This is a genomic window from Pseudomonas fluorescens group sp. (assembly GCF_020093335.1).
GTDB classification, from domain to species: Bacteria; Pseudomonadota; Gammaproteobacteria; order Pseudomonadales; family Pseudomonadaceae; genus Aquipseudomonas; species Aquipseudomonas petroselini.
The window spans coordinates 153,692-167,642 of sequence record NZ_JAIOKW010000004.1; the positions used below are offsets into that span (position 1 = coordinate 153,692).

15 protein-coding genes are annotated in these 13,951 nt (G+C 61.8%); 7 read left to right on the top strand and 8 right to left on the bottom strand.

Going from position 1 to position 13,951, the window contains the following annotated elements:
- Positions 1-32 precede the first annotated feature (32 nt).
- Positions 33-1,007 (bottom strand): cysteine synthase A, encoded by a 975-nt coding sequence (gene cysK / locus K7431_RS06720; RefSeq protein WP_012722831.1) that lies wholly within the window; start codon positions 1,005-1,007, stop codon positions 33-35.
- 126 nt (positions 1,008-1,133) lie between these two features.
- Between cysK and K7431_RS06725 the strand changes: the two genes are divergently transcribed.
- From K7431_RS06725 to K7431_RS06735, 3 genes are all read left to right on the top strand, one after another.
- The gene (locus K7431_RS06725; protein ID WP_012722830.1) at positions 1,134-2,210 is read left to right on the top strand and encodes a DUF748 domain-containing protein; all 1,077 of its coding nucleotides are present in this window, start codon (positions 1,134-1,136) and stop codon (positions 2,208-2,210) included.
- 99 nt (positions 2,211-2,309) lie between these two features.
- Positions 2,310-3,155, top strand: a complete 846-nt coding sequence (locus K7431_RS06730) for an AAA family ATPase (protein ID WP_012722829.1) — start codon at positions 2,310-2,312, stop codon at positions 3,153-3,155.
- Positions 3,155-4,333 (top strand): vWA domain-containing protein, encoded by a 1,179-nt coding sequence (locus tag K7431_RS06735; RefSeq protein ID WP_012722828.1) that lies wholly within the window; start codon positions 3,155-3,157, stop codon positions 4,331-4,333. Before K7431_RS06730 ends, K7431_RS06735 begins: the two co-directional genes overlap by 1 nt.
- 133 nt (positions 4,334-4,466) lie before the next feature.
- On the opposite strand, the gene K7431_RS06740 is transcribed toward K7431_RS06735, so the two are convergent.
- From K7431_RS06740 to K7431_RS06750, 3 genes are read right to left on the bottom strand one after another with little or no spacing between them, the layout of a single operon-like run.
- Complete coding sequence (locus K7431_RS06740; RefSeq protein ID WP_012722827.1) at positions 4,467-5,375, bottom strand: biotin-dependent carboxyltransferase family protein; 909 nt, start codon at positions 5,373-5,375, stop codon at positions 4,467-4,469.
- Positions 5,372-6,076: a 5-oxoprolinase subunit B family protein gene (locus K7431_RS06745; protein ID WP_012722826.1), complete on the bottom strand. Its 705-nt coding sequence runs from the start codon at positions 6,074-6,076 to the stop codon at positions 5,372-5,374. The genes K7431_RS06740 and K7431_RS06745 overlap by 4 nt, the downstream gene beginning before the upstream one ends.
- Positions 6,073-6,813, bottom strand: a complete 741-nt coding sequence (locus tag K7431_RS06750; RefSeq protein WP_012722825.1) for a 5-oxoprolinase subunit PxpA — start codon at positions 6,811-6,813, stop codon at positions 6,073-6,075. The genes K7431_RS06745 and K7431_RS06750 overlap by 4 nt, the downstream gene beginning before the upstream one ends.
- Before the next feature lie 176 nt (positions 6,814-6,989).
- Between K7431_RS06750 and K7431_RS06755 the strand changes: the two genes are divergently transcribed.
- Positions 6,990-7,913 (top strand): LysR family transcriptional regulator, encoded by a 924-nt coding sequence (locus tag K7431_RS06755; RefSeq protein ID WP_012722824.1) that lies wholly within the window; start codon positions 6,990-6,992, stop codon positions 7,911-7,913.
- A gap of 124 nt (positions 7,914-8,037) precedes the next feature.
- Here the strand turns inward: K7431_RS06755 and K7431_RS06760 are convergent, their stop codons facing one another.
- Genes K7431_RS06760 through K7431_RS06770 form a run of 3 tightly spaced genes read right to left on the bottom strand, consistent with a single transcriptional unit; the run spans position 8,038 to position 9,935 of the window.
- Positions 8,038-8,580 (bottom strand): DUF2937 family protein, encoded by a 543-nt coding sequence (locus tag K7431_RS06760; RefSeq protein WP_012722823.1) that lies wholly within the window; start codon positions 8,578-8,580, stop codon positions 8,038-8,040.
- An 11-nt stretch (positions 8,581-8,591) separates the two neighbouring features.
- A complete protein-coding gene (locus tag K7431_RS06765; RefSeq protein ID WP_012722822.1) occupies positions 8,592-9,368 on the bottom strand; it encodes a class II glutamine amidotransferase in 777 nt (258 codons plus the stop codon).
- A 30-nt stretch (positions 9,369-9,398) separates the two neighbouring features.
- Entirely contained in the window at positions 9,399-9,935 is a 537-nt protein-coding gene (locus tag K7431_RS06770) for a hypothetical protein (protein ID WP_043204959.1), read from the bottom strand.
- Between the two features lie 24 nt (positions 9,936-9,959).
- Between K7431_RS06770 and K7431_RS06775 the strand changes: the two genes are divergently transcribed.
- Positions 9,960-12,002 (top strand): S9 family peptidase, encoded by a 2,043-nt coding sequence (locus K7431_RS06775; RefSeq protein WP_012722820.1) that lies wholly within the window; start codon positions 9,960-9,962, stop codon positions 12,000-12,002.
- 70 nt (positions 12,003-12,072) lie between these two features.
- Positions 12,073-12,546 (top strand): cyclic nucleotide-binding domain-containing protein, encoded by a 474-nt coding sequence (locus K7431_RS06780; RefSeq protein ID WP_012722819.1) that lies wholly within the window; start codon positions 12,073-12,075, stop codon positions 12,544-12,546.
- On the opposite strand, the gene K7431_RS06785 is transcribed toward K7431_RS06780, so the two are convergent.
- Positions 12,543-12,821, bottom strand: a complete 279-nt coding sequence (locus K7431_RS06785) for a hypothetical protein (RefSeq protein WP_025858461.1) — start codon at positions 12,819-12,821, stop codon at positions 12,543-12,545. The two genes, K7431_RS06780 and K7431_RS06785, sit on opposite strands and share 4 nt — an antisense overlap.
- 78 nt (positions 12,822-12,899) lie before the next feature.
- Here K7431_RS06785 and K7431_RS06790 point away from each other — a divergent pair, with 78 nt between their 5' ends.
- On the top strand, positions 12,900-13,586 hold the full coding sequence (locus K7431_RS06790; RefSeq protein ID WP_012722817.1) for a spermidine synthase: 687 nt from the start codon (positions 12,900-12,902) through the stop codon (positions 13,584-13,586).
- The last annotated feature ends 365 nt before the right edge of the window (positions 13,587-13,951 follow it).

Consider the following 13,951-nt stretch of genomic DNA (forward strand, 5'->3'; position numbering starts at 1 on the left):
CCACAGTAAGCCTAATCACCACAGGACATGCATCAAGCCTGGTTCTCTTGCTCGGTGAACAAATCGCTGAACAGCATGCTCGACAGGTAGCGCTCACCGGAGTCCGGCAGGATCACCACGATGGTCTTGCCTTGCATTTCCGGCTTCTCGGCCAGGCGCACCGCCACGGCCATGGCGGCGCCGCAGGAAATACCGCACAAAATCCCCTCTTCCTGCATCAGGCGCAGGGCCATGGCCTTGGATTCGTCGTCGGTCACCAATTCAACGCGGTCGACCATCGACAAGTCCAGGTTCTTCGGCACGAAACCGGCGCCAATGCCCTGGATCTTGTGCGGGCTGGGCTTGATCTCTTCGCCCGCCAGCGCCTGGGTGATCACCGGCGAGACAACCGGCTCAACGGCCACCGACAGGATCGGCTTGCCCGCGATGTTCTTGATATAGCGCGATACGCCGGTAATGGTACCGCCCGTCCCCACGCCCGCGACCAGCACGTCCACGGCGCCATCGGTGTCGTTCCAGATTTCCGGGCCGGTGGTTTTCTCGTGGATCGCCGGGTTGGCCGGGTTTTCGAACTGGCCCGGCATAAAATAGGTCGCCGGGTCGCCAGCAACAATTTCAGCGGCCTTGGCGATGGCACCGGGCATGCCCTTGGCCGGCTCGGTCAGCACCAGCTCAGCGCCAAGAGCCTTGAGGACCTTGCGCCGCTCGATGCTCATGGACGCCGGCATGGTCAACAGCAGCTTGTAGCCACGGGCCGCAGCGACAAACGCCAGGCCGATGCCGGTGTTACCGGAAGTGGGTTCGACAATGGTCATGCCGGGCTTGAGTTTGCCGGTGCTTTCGGCGTCCCAGATCATGTTTGCGCCAATGCGGCACTTCACCGAGTAGCCCGGGTTGCGCCCTTCGATCTTGGCCAGGATGGTCACGCCGCGCGGTGCGATACGGTTGATCTGCACCAGGGGCGTGTTACCGATGGAGTGCGCGTTGTCTGCAAAGATACGGCTCATGACGGGTCCTATTGCTCGATTTCCGGAAGGCCCCAAGGGTATGCCTCAGGCTCGGAGGCGTCCAGTCGGCGGAACGTTGCGGCGCTCCCGGCAGTCCATGCCCTATACGGACAGAGGACCCTCCCCATGAAACGTCGCTACAGTTGGCCGCTATGGACCGTCGCCGGGCTGGTGGTGGTGCTGGTTGCCGTGAACATTGCACTGCCCTACCTGGTGCGCAATTACCTGAATGAAAAGCTCGCCGACATGGGCGATTACCGCGGCCAGGTGGCGGATGTGGACCTGGCCCTATGGCGCGGCGCCTACCGGATCAACGGCCTGCAAATCGTCAAAGTGGACGGCAAGGTGCCCGTCCCGTTCGTCAAGGCGCCGCTGATCGAGTTCGCCGTGAGCTGGCATTCGCTGTGGTACGACCATGCGGTGGTGGCCGAGGGGCACTTTGTAAGACCGGAGATCAACTTCGTCGACGGCGGGGCCAACAAACAGGCGTCCCAGACCGGTAAAGGCACCGACTGGCAGGAACAGCTGAGCAAACTGCTGCCGATCACCTTGAACGAGGTGCGTATCGAAGAGGGCAAGATCGCCTTTCATAACTTCAGTTCCAAGCCTCAGGTCAACATCAACGCCACGGACGTCAACGCGAGCTTCTTCAACCTGACCAATGTGGTCGACGTCAAAGGCAAGCGTGATGCGCGCTTTGAAGGCAAGGCGTTGCTGCAAGGCCAGGCGCCGCTGGAAGCCACCGCCACCTTTGACCCGTTGAGCGACTTCGAAGAGTTCGAATTCCGTTTCCGCGCCAAAGACTTGCAGTTAAAGCGCATGAATGACTTCGCCTCGGCCTACGGCAAGTTCGATTTCAAAGCCGGCACGGGCGACGTGGTCATTGAAGCCCAGGCCGAAAAAGGCCAGTTGACCGGCTACATCAAGCCGTTGCTGCGGGATGTAGAAGTGTTCGACTGGAAACAAGACGTGGAAAACAAAGACAAGAACATCTTCCGCTCCATCTGGGAGGCCGTGGTCGGCGCCAGTGAGACCGTGCTGAAAAACCAGAGCAAAAACCAGTTCGCCACCCGCGTGGAGCTCAGTGGCAGCGTGCATCAGCAAAATGTCAGCGCGTTCTCGGCGTTTTTGGCGATTTTGCGCAACGGGTTTATCCAGGCCTTCAATGCGCGTTATGAACAACCCAAGCCCTCGGCGGATTGAAGGTGACCGGTCATTCAGAGACTGAATAATCCGCCTGCGTTCACAGTCGCCGGGGCCGCGCGGTATAGTCCGGGCATTGATGAATTCGAGGAATGACCGATGAAGTTCGAAGGCACCCAGGCCTACGTTGCCACTGATGACCTGAAACTGGCCGTCAACGCCGCCATCACCCTGGAGCGGCCACTGCTGGTCAAGGGCGAGCCCGGCACCGGCAAGACCATGCTCGCCGAGCAACTGGCCGAATCCTTCGGCGCCAGGCTGATCACCTGGCACATCAAGTCCACCACCAAGGCGCATCAGGGCCTGTACGAGTACGACGCGGTCAGCCGCCTGCGCGACTCGCAGCTGGGCGTGGACAAGGTGCACGACGTGCGCAATTACCTGAAAAAGGGCAAGCTCTGGGAAGCCTTCGAGTCCGAGGAGCGGGTGATCCTGCTGATCGATGAAATCGACAAGGCCGACATCGAGTTCCCCAATGACCTGCTGCAAGAACTCGACAAGATGGAGTTCTACGTCTACGAAATCGACGAGACCATCAAGGCCAAGAAACGCCCGATCATCATCATTACCTCTAACAACGAAAAAGAGCTGCCGGACGCGTTCCTGCGCCGCTGCTTCTTCCACTACATCGCCTTCCCCGACCGCGCCACCCTGCAAAAGATCGTGGATGTGCACTACCCTGACATCAAGAAAGACTTGGTCAGCGAAGCCCTCGACGTGTTCTTCGACGTACGCAAGGTGCCGGGCCTGAAGAAAAAGCCCTCCACTTCCGAATTGGTCGACTGGCTCAAGCTGCTGATGGCTGACAATATCGGCGAAGCCGTGCTGCGCGAGCGCGACCCCACCAAGGCCATCCCGCCGCTGGCCGGTGCCTTGGTGAAGAACGAGCAAGACGTGCAATTGCTGGAGCGTCTGGCGTTCATGAGCCGTCGCGGTAATCGCTGATGTTGCTCAACCTGTTCAATGAAATGCGGGCCGCCAAGGTGCCGGTGTCGGTGCGCGAGCTGCTCGACTTGATCAACGCGCTCAAGCAACGCGTGACCTTCGCCGACATGGACGAGTTCTACTACTTGTCCCGGGCGATCCTGGTCAAGGACGAGCGGCACTACGACAAGTTCGACCGGGCCTTTGGCGCCTACTTCAACGGCCTGGAAAAACTCGACGACCACTTGCAGGCGCTGATTCCCGAGGACTGGCTGCGCAAAGAGTTCGAACGCTCGCTGACCGATGAGGAGCGCGCGCAGATCCAGTCCCTCGGCGGCCTGGACAAGCTGATCGAGGAATTCAAGAAACGCCTGGAAGAACAGAAGGAACGCCACGCCGGCGGTAACAAGTGGATTGGCACCGGCGGCACCAGCCCGTTTGGCTCCGGGGGTTACAACCCGGAAGGCATCCGCGTCGGCGATGCCGGCAAGCGCCAGGGCAAGGCCGTGAAGGTCTGGGACCAGCGCGAGTACAAGAACCTCGACGATCAGGTCGAACTGGGCACGCGCAATATCAAGATCGCCCTGCGCCGCCTGCGCAAGTTTGCGCGCCAGGGTGCGGCGGAAGAGCTGGATATCGACGGCACCATCGACCACACCGCCCGCGACGCCGGTTTGCTGAATATCCAGATGCGCCCGGAGCGGCGCAACACCATCAAGCTGCTGTTGCTGTTCGATATCGGCGGCTCGATGGATGCCCACGTGAAGATCTGCGAAGAGCTGTTCTCCGCGTGCAAGACCGAGTTCAAGCACCTGGAGTACTTCTACTTCCATAACTTCGTGTACGAGTCGGTGTGGAAGAACAACCAGCGCCGCACCTCGGAACGCACCTCGACCCAGGACCTGCTGCACAAGTACGGCGCCGACTACAAAGTGATCTTTATCGGCGATGCGTCGATGGCGCCGTATGAAATCACCCAGGCGGGCGGCAGTGTCGAGCACTGGAATGAAGAGCCAGGATATGTCTGGATGCAGCGCTTCATGGCCAAGTACAAGAAGCTCATCTGGATTAACCCGTACCCGAAGGACACGTGGGGGTATACGGCGTCGACGGGGATTGTGCGGGAGTTGGTGGAGGATCAGATGTATCCGCTGACATTGCGCGGGCTGGAAGAAGGGATGCGCTTTCTCTCCAAATAAACGCCGCCCGCAATAATGCAGGAAATCTAATGTGGGAGGGGGCTTGCCCCCGATGGCAGTGGTCCAGTCACTGATGTGTTGACTGAGACACTGCCATCGGGGGCAAGCCCCCTCCCACATTTTAAATGCGGTGTTATGCAAATCGGCGCAAATACTCGACATGCTGCCGATGCGCAGTCTCCTGCACCACAGGCGTCAACCGCACCTTCTCCCCCGGCAGACACTGCGCCAGCCGTGCCAGCGACAACGGCGTCAACGCCCCCAGGCGCGGATAGCCGCCAATGGTCTGCCGGTCATTGAGCAACACAATCGGCTGCCCGTCCGGCGGCACCTGGATCGCGCCCAACGGAATCCCCTCGGAAATCAGCGACGGCCCCTGGTACTGCAACGGCGTGCCCAGCAAGCGCATGCCCATGCGGTCGGCGCGGCTGTCGAGAGCCCATTCGGTGTTGAACGCATCGAACAGGCTCTGGCCGCTGAACTGGCCGATCTGTGCGCCGACGATCACGTCCAGCGACGCCTTGGCCGGCAACGTCTGCGCGCTCAGCACCTTCATCGCACCGCCGGTACCGGAATAGGCCAACCGCCCGCCTTCGGCCAGCGCCTTGCCGAAACCGTCCAGCCCGCCCAGTTCCTCACGCACAACGGTGGCGCAACTGCCGAGCACATCCGGCGCATCAAACCCGCCGGGCGCCGCCAGGTAGGCACGCGCGCCGCTGAACGGCTGCGTGAAACGCAAGCGTTGGCCCTTTTGCAGGATAAAACTGCGGCCGGGGCTGATGGCGCGTTCGTCGATATAGGCGCCCAGGTCCGCACCGGCCAGGGCCAGCAGGCAATACTCCTCGGCCTGCACGGTAAAGCCGCCCAAGGTGATTTCCACCACCGGCGCGTCCAGCGCGTTGCCCAGCAGCCAGTTGGCCCAGGACATCGACACCCAATCCAGCGCCCCGCCCTGGGTCACGCCCAAATGGCGCACGCCAAAGCGACCGGCGTCCTGCAACAGGCACAGCGGCGTGCTGGCCTCGATGATCAAGCAGCTCATGCCTGCGCCTCCAACGGCGTGTCGTCGCCACCCAATGTGATGAATTCAGCGCGGTCGACCGCCTCGAAGCGCACGGTGTCGCCCGGTTGCATCAGGCTGTAGCCCTCGCGCTCGCGGTCGAAGAGTTTGGCCGGCGTGCGCCCGATCAGGTTCCAGCCGCCTGGCGACACCACCGGGTAGGCGGCGGTTTGCCGTTCGGCAATGCCGACGCTGCCGGCCGCCACGCGTTTGCGAGGGGTGTTGAGGCGCGGGGTGGCAAGAATTTCATCCACCAGGCCCATAAAGGCAAAGCCGGGGGCGAAGCCGAGGGCAAACACCTGGTATTCGTGGGCACTGTGACGGCGAATCACGTCGTCGATGGCCAGGCCGCTGCGCTGGCTGAGCAAGGTCAATTCCGGGCCGACGCTCAGGTCGTACCACACCGGCAGCACATGACACTGGCCGCTGCCCTGGGCCTGCGGCTGCAGGTCGGTGAGGGCCAGGTCGATCAGCTCCCGTGCCTGGGCCGGGCTCACTGCGCTGAGGTCGTAATGCACCATCAAGGTGGTGTAGGACGGCACCAAGTCGACCAATGCGGCGCCAAACCCGCTGCGCAGGCGTTGGGTCGCGGCCAGCATCCACGGCATGTTGGTTTCGGCGATTGCATCAAACAGGCGCACCATCAGGCAGTCGATGGCCACCACTTCAATCCGTGGCTTCATGCTGGCTTCAATGCCTCGCGGATGCGCTGCACCGCCGCGACCGAACTGGCGTTGTCACCGTGTACGCACAGCGTATTGGCCTGCAGCACCAGGGGGCTGCCGTCGCTGGCGATCAGCGCTTCGCCGCGTGAAATGGTCAGGGCTTGCTGCACGATGGTGTCGGAATCGTGGTGCACGGCACCGGGTAGTTGACGCGAGACCAAGTGCCCCTTGTTGTCGTAGGCGCGGTCGGCGAAGGCTTCGAACCACAGGGTTACACCGTATTCGTCGCCCAGGGCCTGGGCCGCGCTGTTGTCGCGGGTGGCGAGCAGCATCAGCGGCAGTTCGCCGTAGGCCGCCACGGCCTGGATCACCGCGCGCAATTGGGCCGGGTTGGCCATCATGTCGTTGTACATCGCGCCGTGGGGTTTGACGTAGCTGACACACCCACCTTGGGCCCGGCAAATACCGTCGAGCGCACCTATCTGGTAGTGCAACAGGTCCTGGATTTCCTGGGGTGTGTAGGCCATGGAGCGGCGACCGAAACCTTGCAGGTCCTGATACGCCGGGTGCGCGCCGACTTGCACGCCATGCTTGAGCGCCAGGCTGACGGTCTTGCGCATGATGCTCGGGTCGCCGGCGTGAAAGCCACAGGCCACGTTGGCGCAATCAATGAACGGCATGACCTCGGCGTCCAGACCCATGGTCCAGTTACCAAAGCTTTCGCCGATGTCGCAATTCAGTAAAAGTCGGCTCACGGTCTGTCGCTCCTGTAGGCTTTATTTTTTTGTAGTGTGGGATTTTTTACACAGAACTCGCAACTTGTCCTGACACCCCAACGGCGCTTATCGTGGAATGGCTCGATTTTTGGCGCTGGCCCGGTACGGCGTCCAACTAATAAAAACCGATCCATGCATAAGAAAAAGTTGATCCCATGAATTTGAAGTTCCTCGAAACCTTCGTCTGGGTGGCCAAGCTCAAGAGTTTCCGCCTGACCGCCGAGAAGTTGTTCACCACCCAGGCGTCGATCTCCAGCCGCATCGCGGTGCTGGAAAGCGAGCTGGGGGTGAAGCTGTTTCTGCGCGATTCGCGTGGCGTGAGCCTGACCCCGGAAGGCTTGAAGGTGCTCGACTACGCCGAGCAGATGATGGTGACCATGCAGGGCTTGAAGCAGTCCCTGGAGACCACCAGCAGCAAGGTCGGGCGCATTCGGATCGGCGCCATGGACACGGTGATCCACACCTGGCTCAGCCCACTGGTGGCGGAACTGATGGACCATTTCCCGTTAGTGGAAATCGAATTGGTCGCCGATACCGCGCTGAACCTCAGCGATCAGCTGCAAAAAGGCTTCCTCGACCTGATCCTGCAAACCGACCTGCTGCGCCTCGAAACCGTGCGCAGCCTGGAACTGGCCAGCCACCCCATGGCCTGGATCGTCGCCAGCCAGTCGATCTACAACCGTGACTACGCCTCCCTGGCCGAACTGGCCCAGGAGCGCATCATCACGTATTCGAAAAACTCCCACCCGCACCAGGACGTTATCAGCCTGATGCAGGCCAACGGCGTGGCGGCGCCACGGATGAACTGCGTGAATTCGGTGTCGGCGATTACGCGGTTGTTGCGCGATGGTTTTGGCATTGGCGCGCTGCCGCCGGTGCTGGTGCGCGAAGAACTGGCGCGCGGGGAATTGGTGATGTTGCCGATGGCGCAGAAACTGCCGAATTTGCAGGTGGTGGTGTCGTGGCGCGTGGGGGTGGAGTTGGTGGAGGAGATTGTGGGGTTGTGCCACAAGGTGGTGGCGCGGTATGCCGAGGAGGTCGGTGCGGAGCGGATGGTGCTGAGTGCACAACCTCACTGAAGACACTGGATAAAACTGTGGGAGGGGGCTTGCCCCCGATGGCGGTGGTTCAGTCACTGATCTATTGACTGACACTCCCCTATCGGGGGCAAGCCCCCTCCCACATTTTCCCCGAGTTGAACCTTTAGAGGCCCTTGAGATCTCGCTCTTCGATCGGCCGGCTCTGGCGCAGGCGCTTGCCGCCCAGTACCACCCAATCGATCAGGCGGAACAGGCACTCGATGCCGAACGACAACAGCATCGCCCCGCCCAATCCCCAGCCCATGGCTTCGGGGGTCAGCAGAATCTGATAGCTGTAGCCCTTCCAGGTTTCCTGGCGAATGTCCGGGTCGGCCGCCACCGCCACTTGCAGGGCGCGGATGTACCACGGGCCTTGCATGGCCTGGAATTGCTTGTCCAACGCCACTTGGCGGTCAAGCATCGCGCCGAGGCTGTTGGCGTCGCTCTGGAACACCGGGTCGTCACTGGCACGGTAATGCGCCACCAACGCCTTCAAGTCACCGTTGAAGAACTGCCGCGCGGTGGTTTCAAACCCGCTGAGGCCGGTCTGGGCCTCGATCAAGTGGGCTTCGACGCGCTTGGCGTAGTCGTTGATAAACCCGGGCACTTGCACGCCGACCAACAGGCCAATGGCAAACAGCACCAACCGCAGATAACTGAGCAACATGGGCGATATCCTTACTCGGTGATGCCCTGGCTGACGCATTCACCGCGTCGCCACAGGCTCCATTGGCCCGGTTCGTAGCGGGTCCAGTTTTCGTTGTCGGTCAAAGGCTCGGTGGCGATCACCGTCACGACATCATTGGGCGTGGTTTCGGCCTGAAAATCGACGATCACGTCGACATCTTTCAGGCGTGCAGGGCCGAAGGGTGCGCGGCGGGTGATCTGCGCCAATTTGGTCGAGCAGTAGCAAAACAGCCAGTCGCCATCACTGAGCAGGCAGTTGAACACGCCTTTGCTGCGGTATTCGGAGCAGGCGGCGATCAGGTCCGGCAGCACCTGTTCAAGGTCCACCGGTTCAGGGAAGGCCTCGCGCACGCGGTTAAGCAGGTCGCAGAAGGCCGCTTCGCTGTCGGTGTCGCCCACCGGGCGGTAAAAGGTGGCGCGGGGCTTGAAGTCCGCCAGCTGGCCGTTGTGTGCGAAGCACCAGTTGCGGCCCCACAGTTCGCGCACGAACGGGTGGGTATTGGCCAGGCTGACCTTGCCGACATTCGCCTGGCGGATATGGCCAATCACCACTTCACTTTTGATCGGGTAACGCTGCACCAGCAGCGCGACTTCGGATTCACTGCTGGCAGCCGGATCCTGGAACAGACGCAGGCCACGGCCCTCGTAAAACGCGATGCCCCAACCGTCACGGTGGGGGCCGGTGCGCCCACCGCGTTGCATCAGCCCGGTAAAGCTGAACACGATGTCGGTGGGGACGTTGGCACTCATGCCCAATAATTCACACATGCCAGGGCTCTCGCTGCAGGGCGGACGACGTTAAAGGCGCGGTTCTACGCGCATACCGCTCACAGGTGCAGGACGGCGGAAAGGCACGTCGTCTTCATCTTCATCCGGTTCGGCGGCCAGGGCCGCATCGGCGGCGGCCTTGCGCTCACGGCGGGCGTTGGCGGCGCGCTCGATGGGCCAGCGGATCAGCACAAACACGATGTACACGCCAAAGGCGATCATGGTGTACATGAACAGATCGGAGATGGCCCGCCAGGCGTTGTTGCCGACCTTGAGCACCAGGTCCAGGGCGGTGATGGCCACGGCCGGGGCGAACTGAGTCTTGACCGGGTCGACGATGGTCGGGCTGAACAACAGCACCGCCATCAGCAATTGCAGCGGCTCGCGCAGCCAGCGCCAGATCCAGCGGGTCATGCGCCACCACACCAACAGGCAGCCCAAAGCGGCGAAGGCGTAAAGGCCCCAAGCGGTCAGATAGTCGTTCTCGGTCATGGTGTCCATGGCAAGGTAGGCAAACAGGCGGCTATGATAACGGCTTTTGCGTGTCGCGGCTGCAATGCCTGCCACCGTCCGCCAGATAGAGAATAATCCATGCCTATATCGCTCCCCCCGATTGCCCGCAAGGCCCCAGGCCCAGATCCGTACGCCTGGCTGCAGGAGCGTGACAGCGCTGAGGTGCTCGACTACCTCAAGGCCGAAAACGCCTGGCAGGAAGCCCAGCTCGCCGACAAGCAGACGCTGCGCGAAACCCTGTTCGAGGAGATCAAGGGCCGCATTCTCGAAACCGATCTGTCCCTGCCCTCGCCCTGGGGCCCGTACCTCTACTACACCCGCACCACCGCCGGTGACGAGTACGCCCGTCACTACCGCTGCCGTCGCCCGGCCGACGACAGCAACCAGGTGGATGACAGCAGCGAGGAGTTGTTGCTGGACCCGAACGTGCTGGCCAATGGCGGTTTCTTCTCCCTCGGCGCGTTCAGCATCAGCCCCGACCACCAGCGCCTGGCCTACAGCCTCGACACCAGCGGTGAAGAGATCTACACCCTGTACGTGAAGGAATTGGCGACCGGCAAGGTCAGCGAACTGGAATTCCAGGACTGCGACGGCAGCATGACCTGGGCCAACGACAGCCTGACGCTGTTCTTCGGCGAACTGGACGACACCCACCGTCCGCACAAACTGTATCGCTACCGCCTGGATGGCACGGCCGCGCAGGAAGTGTTCCATGAGCCAGACGGCCGATTTTTCCTGCATTGCTACCGTTCCAGCTCCGAGCGCCAGTTGCTGCTGTCGCTGGGCAGCAAGACCACCAGCGAGGTCTGGGCGCTGGACGCCAACCAGCCGCACCTGGACTTCACCTGCCTGGCGCCGCGGGTCGAGGACCACGAATACGATGTCGACCACGGCCAGCTGAATGGCGCGTGGACCTGGTTTATCCGCAGCAACCGGGAGGGCATCAACTACGCACTGTTCGTGGCAACCGACATCGGCGACGTGCCGACCGAGGATGAGTGGCAAAACCTCATCCCCCACAGCGACGAGGTGATGCTCGACGGCGTGAGCCTGAATACCAGTGCCATGACCCTGAGCCTGCGCATGGGTGGCCTGCCGGTGATCGAAGTGCACCCGGAAGGCCTGCCGGCCTATCGCGTGGAATTGCCTGACGCCGCCTACAGCCTCTACGTACAGAACAGCCTGGAGTTTTCCAGCAACAAGATCCGTCTGCGCTACGAAGCGTTGAACCGACCGGCCCAGGTCCGCCAACTGGAACTGGCCAGCGGTGCGCAGCAGGTGCTCAAGGAAACGCCGGTACTGGGCGTGTTCAACGCCGATGACTATGTGAGCCAACGCCTGTGGGCCAGCTCGGCGGATGGCACCCAAGTGCCGATCAGCCTGGTGGTCAAGCGCGACCACCTCGGTAAACCTGTGCCTTTGTACCTGTACGGCTACGGCGCCTACGGTTCAAGCCTCGACCCGTGGTTCTCCCATGCACGCTTGAGCCTGCTGGACCGTGGCGTGGCCTTCGCCATTGCGCATGTGCGCGGCGGCGGCGAGCTGGGCGAAGCCTGGTACCGCGCGGGCAAGCAGGAACACAAGCAGAACACCTTCAGCGACTTTATCGCCTGCGCCGAACACCTGATCGCCCAGGGCCTGACCACCTCCAAGCAACTGGCGATCAGCGGCGGCAGTGCCGGCGGCCTGCTGATCGGCGCGGTACTCAACCAGCGCCCGGCGCTGTTCCAGGCGGCGATTGCCGAAGTGCCGTTCGTCGACGTGCTCAACACCATGCTCGACCCGGAACTGCCCCTGACCATCACCGAGTACGACGAGTGGGGCAACCCGCAGGAGCCCGAGGTGTATGCACGCATCAAGGGCTACGCGCCGTACGAAAATGTCAGCCCCCAGGCCTACCCGCACATGCTGGTGATCGCCGGCTACAACGACAGCCGCGTGCAATATTGGGAAGCCGCCAAGTGGGTCGCCAAGTTGCGTGACACCAAGACCGACGACAACCTGCTGTTGCTCAAGACCGAACTGGGCGCCGGCCACGGTGGCATGAGCGGTCGTTACCAGGGATTACGTGACGTAGCGCTCGAATATGGATTTGTGTTCAAGGCGCTGGGGCTGGTTTAAGGAACTTAGCCGGGCGGTTCTGTCTGAACACAGGACCGCCCTACATGATTGATGGACCAAGATTGCAGCCATGGCACTACCGACACATATGAATACCGAGATCCGTGACATGCTCATGGACTGCGGCCTGTTCGACCCGCTGTTGCCGGAGGATTTTCACATCGCCGCCGGCTACTTCAATATCAGCAGCATTGCCCGTGACGAGGTGATTTTTCTCGAGGGCGATGCCGGCACGTTCATGTGCATCCTCCACAGCGGCCAGGTGGCGGTGCAGAAAACCCACCACGATGGCCAGCGCCTGACGATCGCCACCCTGCGCAGTGGCCGGGCTTTTGGCGAAATGGCGGTACTCGACGGCGAACGACGCTCGGCCAGTTGCGTGGCGGCGAGTGACTGCGTGCTGTTGAACCTGGGTAAGGACGCTCTGGAAAAGATGCTCAACGAAGCGCCCAGGGTGGCCGCCAAGATCATCCGCGCAATCGCCATTGCCCTGTCCAAACGCCTGCGCATGGCCGACGGCCAATTACTCTCGCAACAGTTTTAACCGCCGGGCGTCTTCGGCTTGCTGTCGTTTTGCTGCAGGCCGGGCACGGTCTGGTCCTTCGGCGGCGTTGGCAGCACGATGGGCACCAAGGGTGGCGAACCGTTCGTCTTGGGCACGGCAGGCGGGGTCACTTGCGGGTACAGCGTCGGCGTCGGGGTGCCCGGTGCGCCTGGCGTTGGGGCTGGCGCGACCGGTACGGTTTGCAACTCCTGAGCCTGCGCCGCACCCAAGGCGAGCGCGCTCAACACAATGACCGTTAGAATGCTGCACTTCATCGATGGCTCCATGGCCTGACCGGAATGTCGTAAGGCTACTCCCAACCGCGCAAGAATGCCCTTCCCAATGAGATTTCCATGAAACGTTTCGTTCTGCTGGACACCACCCCGATCCCCGACAACGGCGGTGCCTTGTGCCTGTTCGAATACGGTGAAGATTTCGTCATCAAGATCCAGGGCGGTGACGGCGGCCAATTGATGAACACGCGCATGCACGACTCCGAAGACGCCCTGGCGGAAATCCCCTGCCGCAAAGTCGCCGGCCGCCCCGGTTCGCGGGTGTTGATTGGTGGCTTGGGCATGGGTTTTACCCTGGCCTCGGCACTCAAGCATTTAGGCAAGACCGCCGAAGTAGTCGTCGCCGAGCTGGTGCCCGGCGTCGTGGAATGGAACCGCGGACCACTGGGAGAAAAATCCGGCCGCCCGTTGCTGGACCCGCGCACGGTGATCCGCCTGGAAGACGTGGCCAAGGTGCTGCAAGCCGAGCCCCAGGGCTTTGACGCGATCATGCTGGATGTGGACAACGGCCCCGAAGGCCTCACCCAAAAAGCCAACAGCTGGCTCTACTCCGCCGGCGGCCTGGCGGCATGCGCCAAAGCCCTGCGCCCCAAAGGCGTACTGGCCGTGTGGTCGGCCAGCGCCGATAAACTGTTCAGCGACAAACTGCGCAAAGCCGGATTCAAGGCCGAAGAAGTGCAAGTGTTTGCCCACGGCAACAAGGGCACGCGGCATACCATCTGGATTGCCGAGAAGCTCAAAGGCTGAACGCACTGTGGGAGCCCCCCAAAGCTAACCACGATGCGAAGCGAGCCGCTCTTGATCCTGATCTTGATCTAGCTTTTGATATTAGGCGCCCCGTCAAACACGCTGGCCGGAATTCGACAGGGATTTGGGGGGTAAACCGGCAGGGATGCCGGTTTAGCCGCCCCGCGCCATGGATGGCGCGTGGCGGCGGCCCCCCAAATACCTGTCGGATTACGGGCACACCGAGCGTGAGCGAGGTGCCGAGTGTTGGGGCAAGAGCGTTTTGCTTACTTTTGCGCTCTTCAAAAGTGAGCCGCTGTAAAAGCGGAACCCATAGTGGCCGTTACCTAAATAACGGATATGTACCCTGTCTGATCCAACATCCA

Excerpts from the sequence above, each read along its gene's own strand:
- cysK (WP_012722831.1), bottom strand. The coding sequence starts at position 1,007 with ATGAGCCGTATCTTTGCAGACAACGCGCACTCCATCGGTAACACGCCC.
- K7431_RS06725 (WP_012722830.1), top strand. The coding sequence starts at position 1,134 with ATGAAACGTCGCTACAGTTGGCCGCTATGGACCGTCGCCGGGCTGGTG.
- K7431_RS06730 (WP_012722829.1), top strand. The coding sequence starts at position 2,310 with ATGAAGTTCGAAGGCACCCAGGCCTACGTTGCCACTGATGACCTGAAA.
- K7431_RS06735 (WP_012722828.1), top strand. The coding sequence starts at position 3,155 with ATGTTGCTCAACCTGTTCAATGAAATGCGGGCCGCCAAGGTGCCGGTG.
- K7431_RS06740 (WP_012722827.1), bottom strand. The coding sequence starts at position 5,375 with ATGAGCTGCTTGATCATCGAGGCCAGCACGCCGCTGTGCCTGTTGCAG.
- K7431_RS06745 (WP_012722826.1), bottom strand. The coding sequence starts at position 6,076 with ATGAAGCCACGGATTGAAGTGGTGGCCATCGACTGCCTGATGGTGCGC.
- K7431_RS06755 (WP_012722824.1), top strand. The coding sequence starts at position 6,990 with ATGAATTTGAAGTTCCTCGAAACCTTCGTCTGGGTGGCCAAGCTCAAG.
- K7431_RS06760 (WP_012722823.1), bottom strand. The coding sequence starts at position 8,580 with ATGTTGCTCAGTTATCTGCGGTTGGTGCTGTTTGCCATTGGCCTGTTG.
- K7431_RS06765 (WP_012722822.1), bottom strand. The coding sequence starts at position 9,368 with ATGTGTGAATTATTGGGCATGAGTGCCAACGTCCCCACCGACATCGTG.
- K7431_RS06775 (WP_012722820.1), top strand. The coding sequence starts at position 9,960 with ATGCCTATATCGCTCCCCCCGATTGCCCGCAAGGCCCCAGGCCCAGAT.
- K7431_RS06780 (WP_012722819.1), top strand. The coding sequence starts at position 12,073 with ATGGCACTACCGACACATATGAATACCGAGATCCGTGACATGCTCATG.
- K7431_RS06785 (WP_025858461.1), bottom strand. The coding sequence starts at position 12,821 with ATGAAGTGCAGCATTCTAACGGTCATTGTGTTGAGCGCGCTCGCCTTG.
- K7431_RS06790 (WP_012722817.1), top strand. The coding sequence starts at position 12,900 with ATGAAACGTTTCGTTCTGCTGGACACCACCCCGATCCCCGACAACGGC.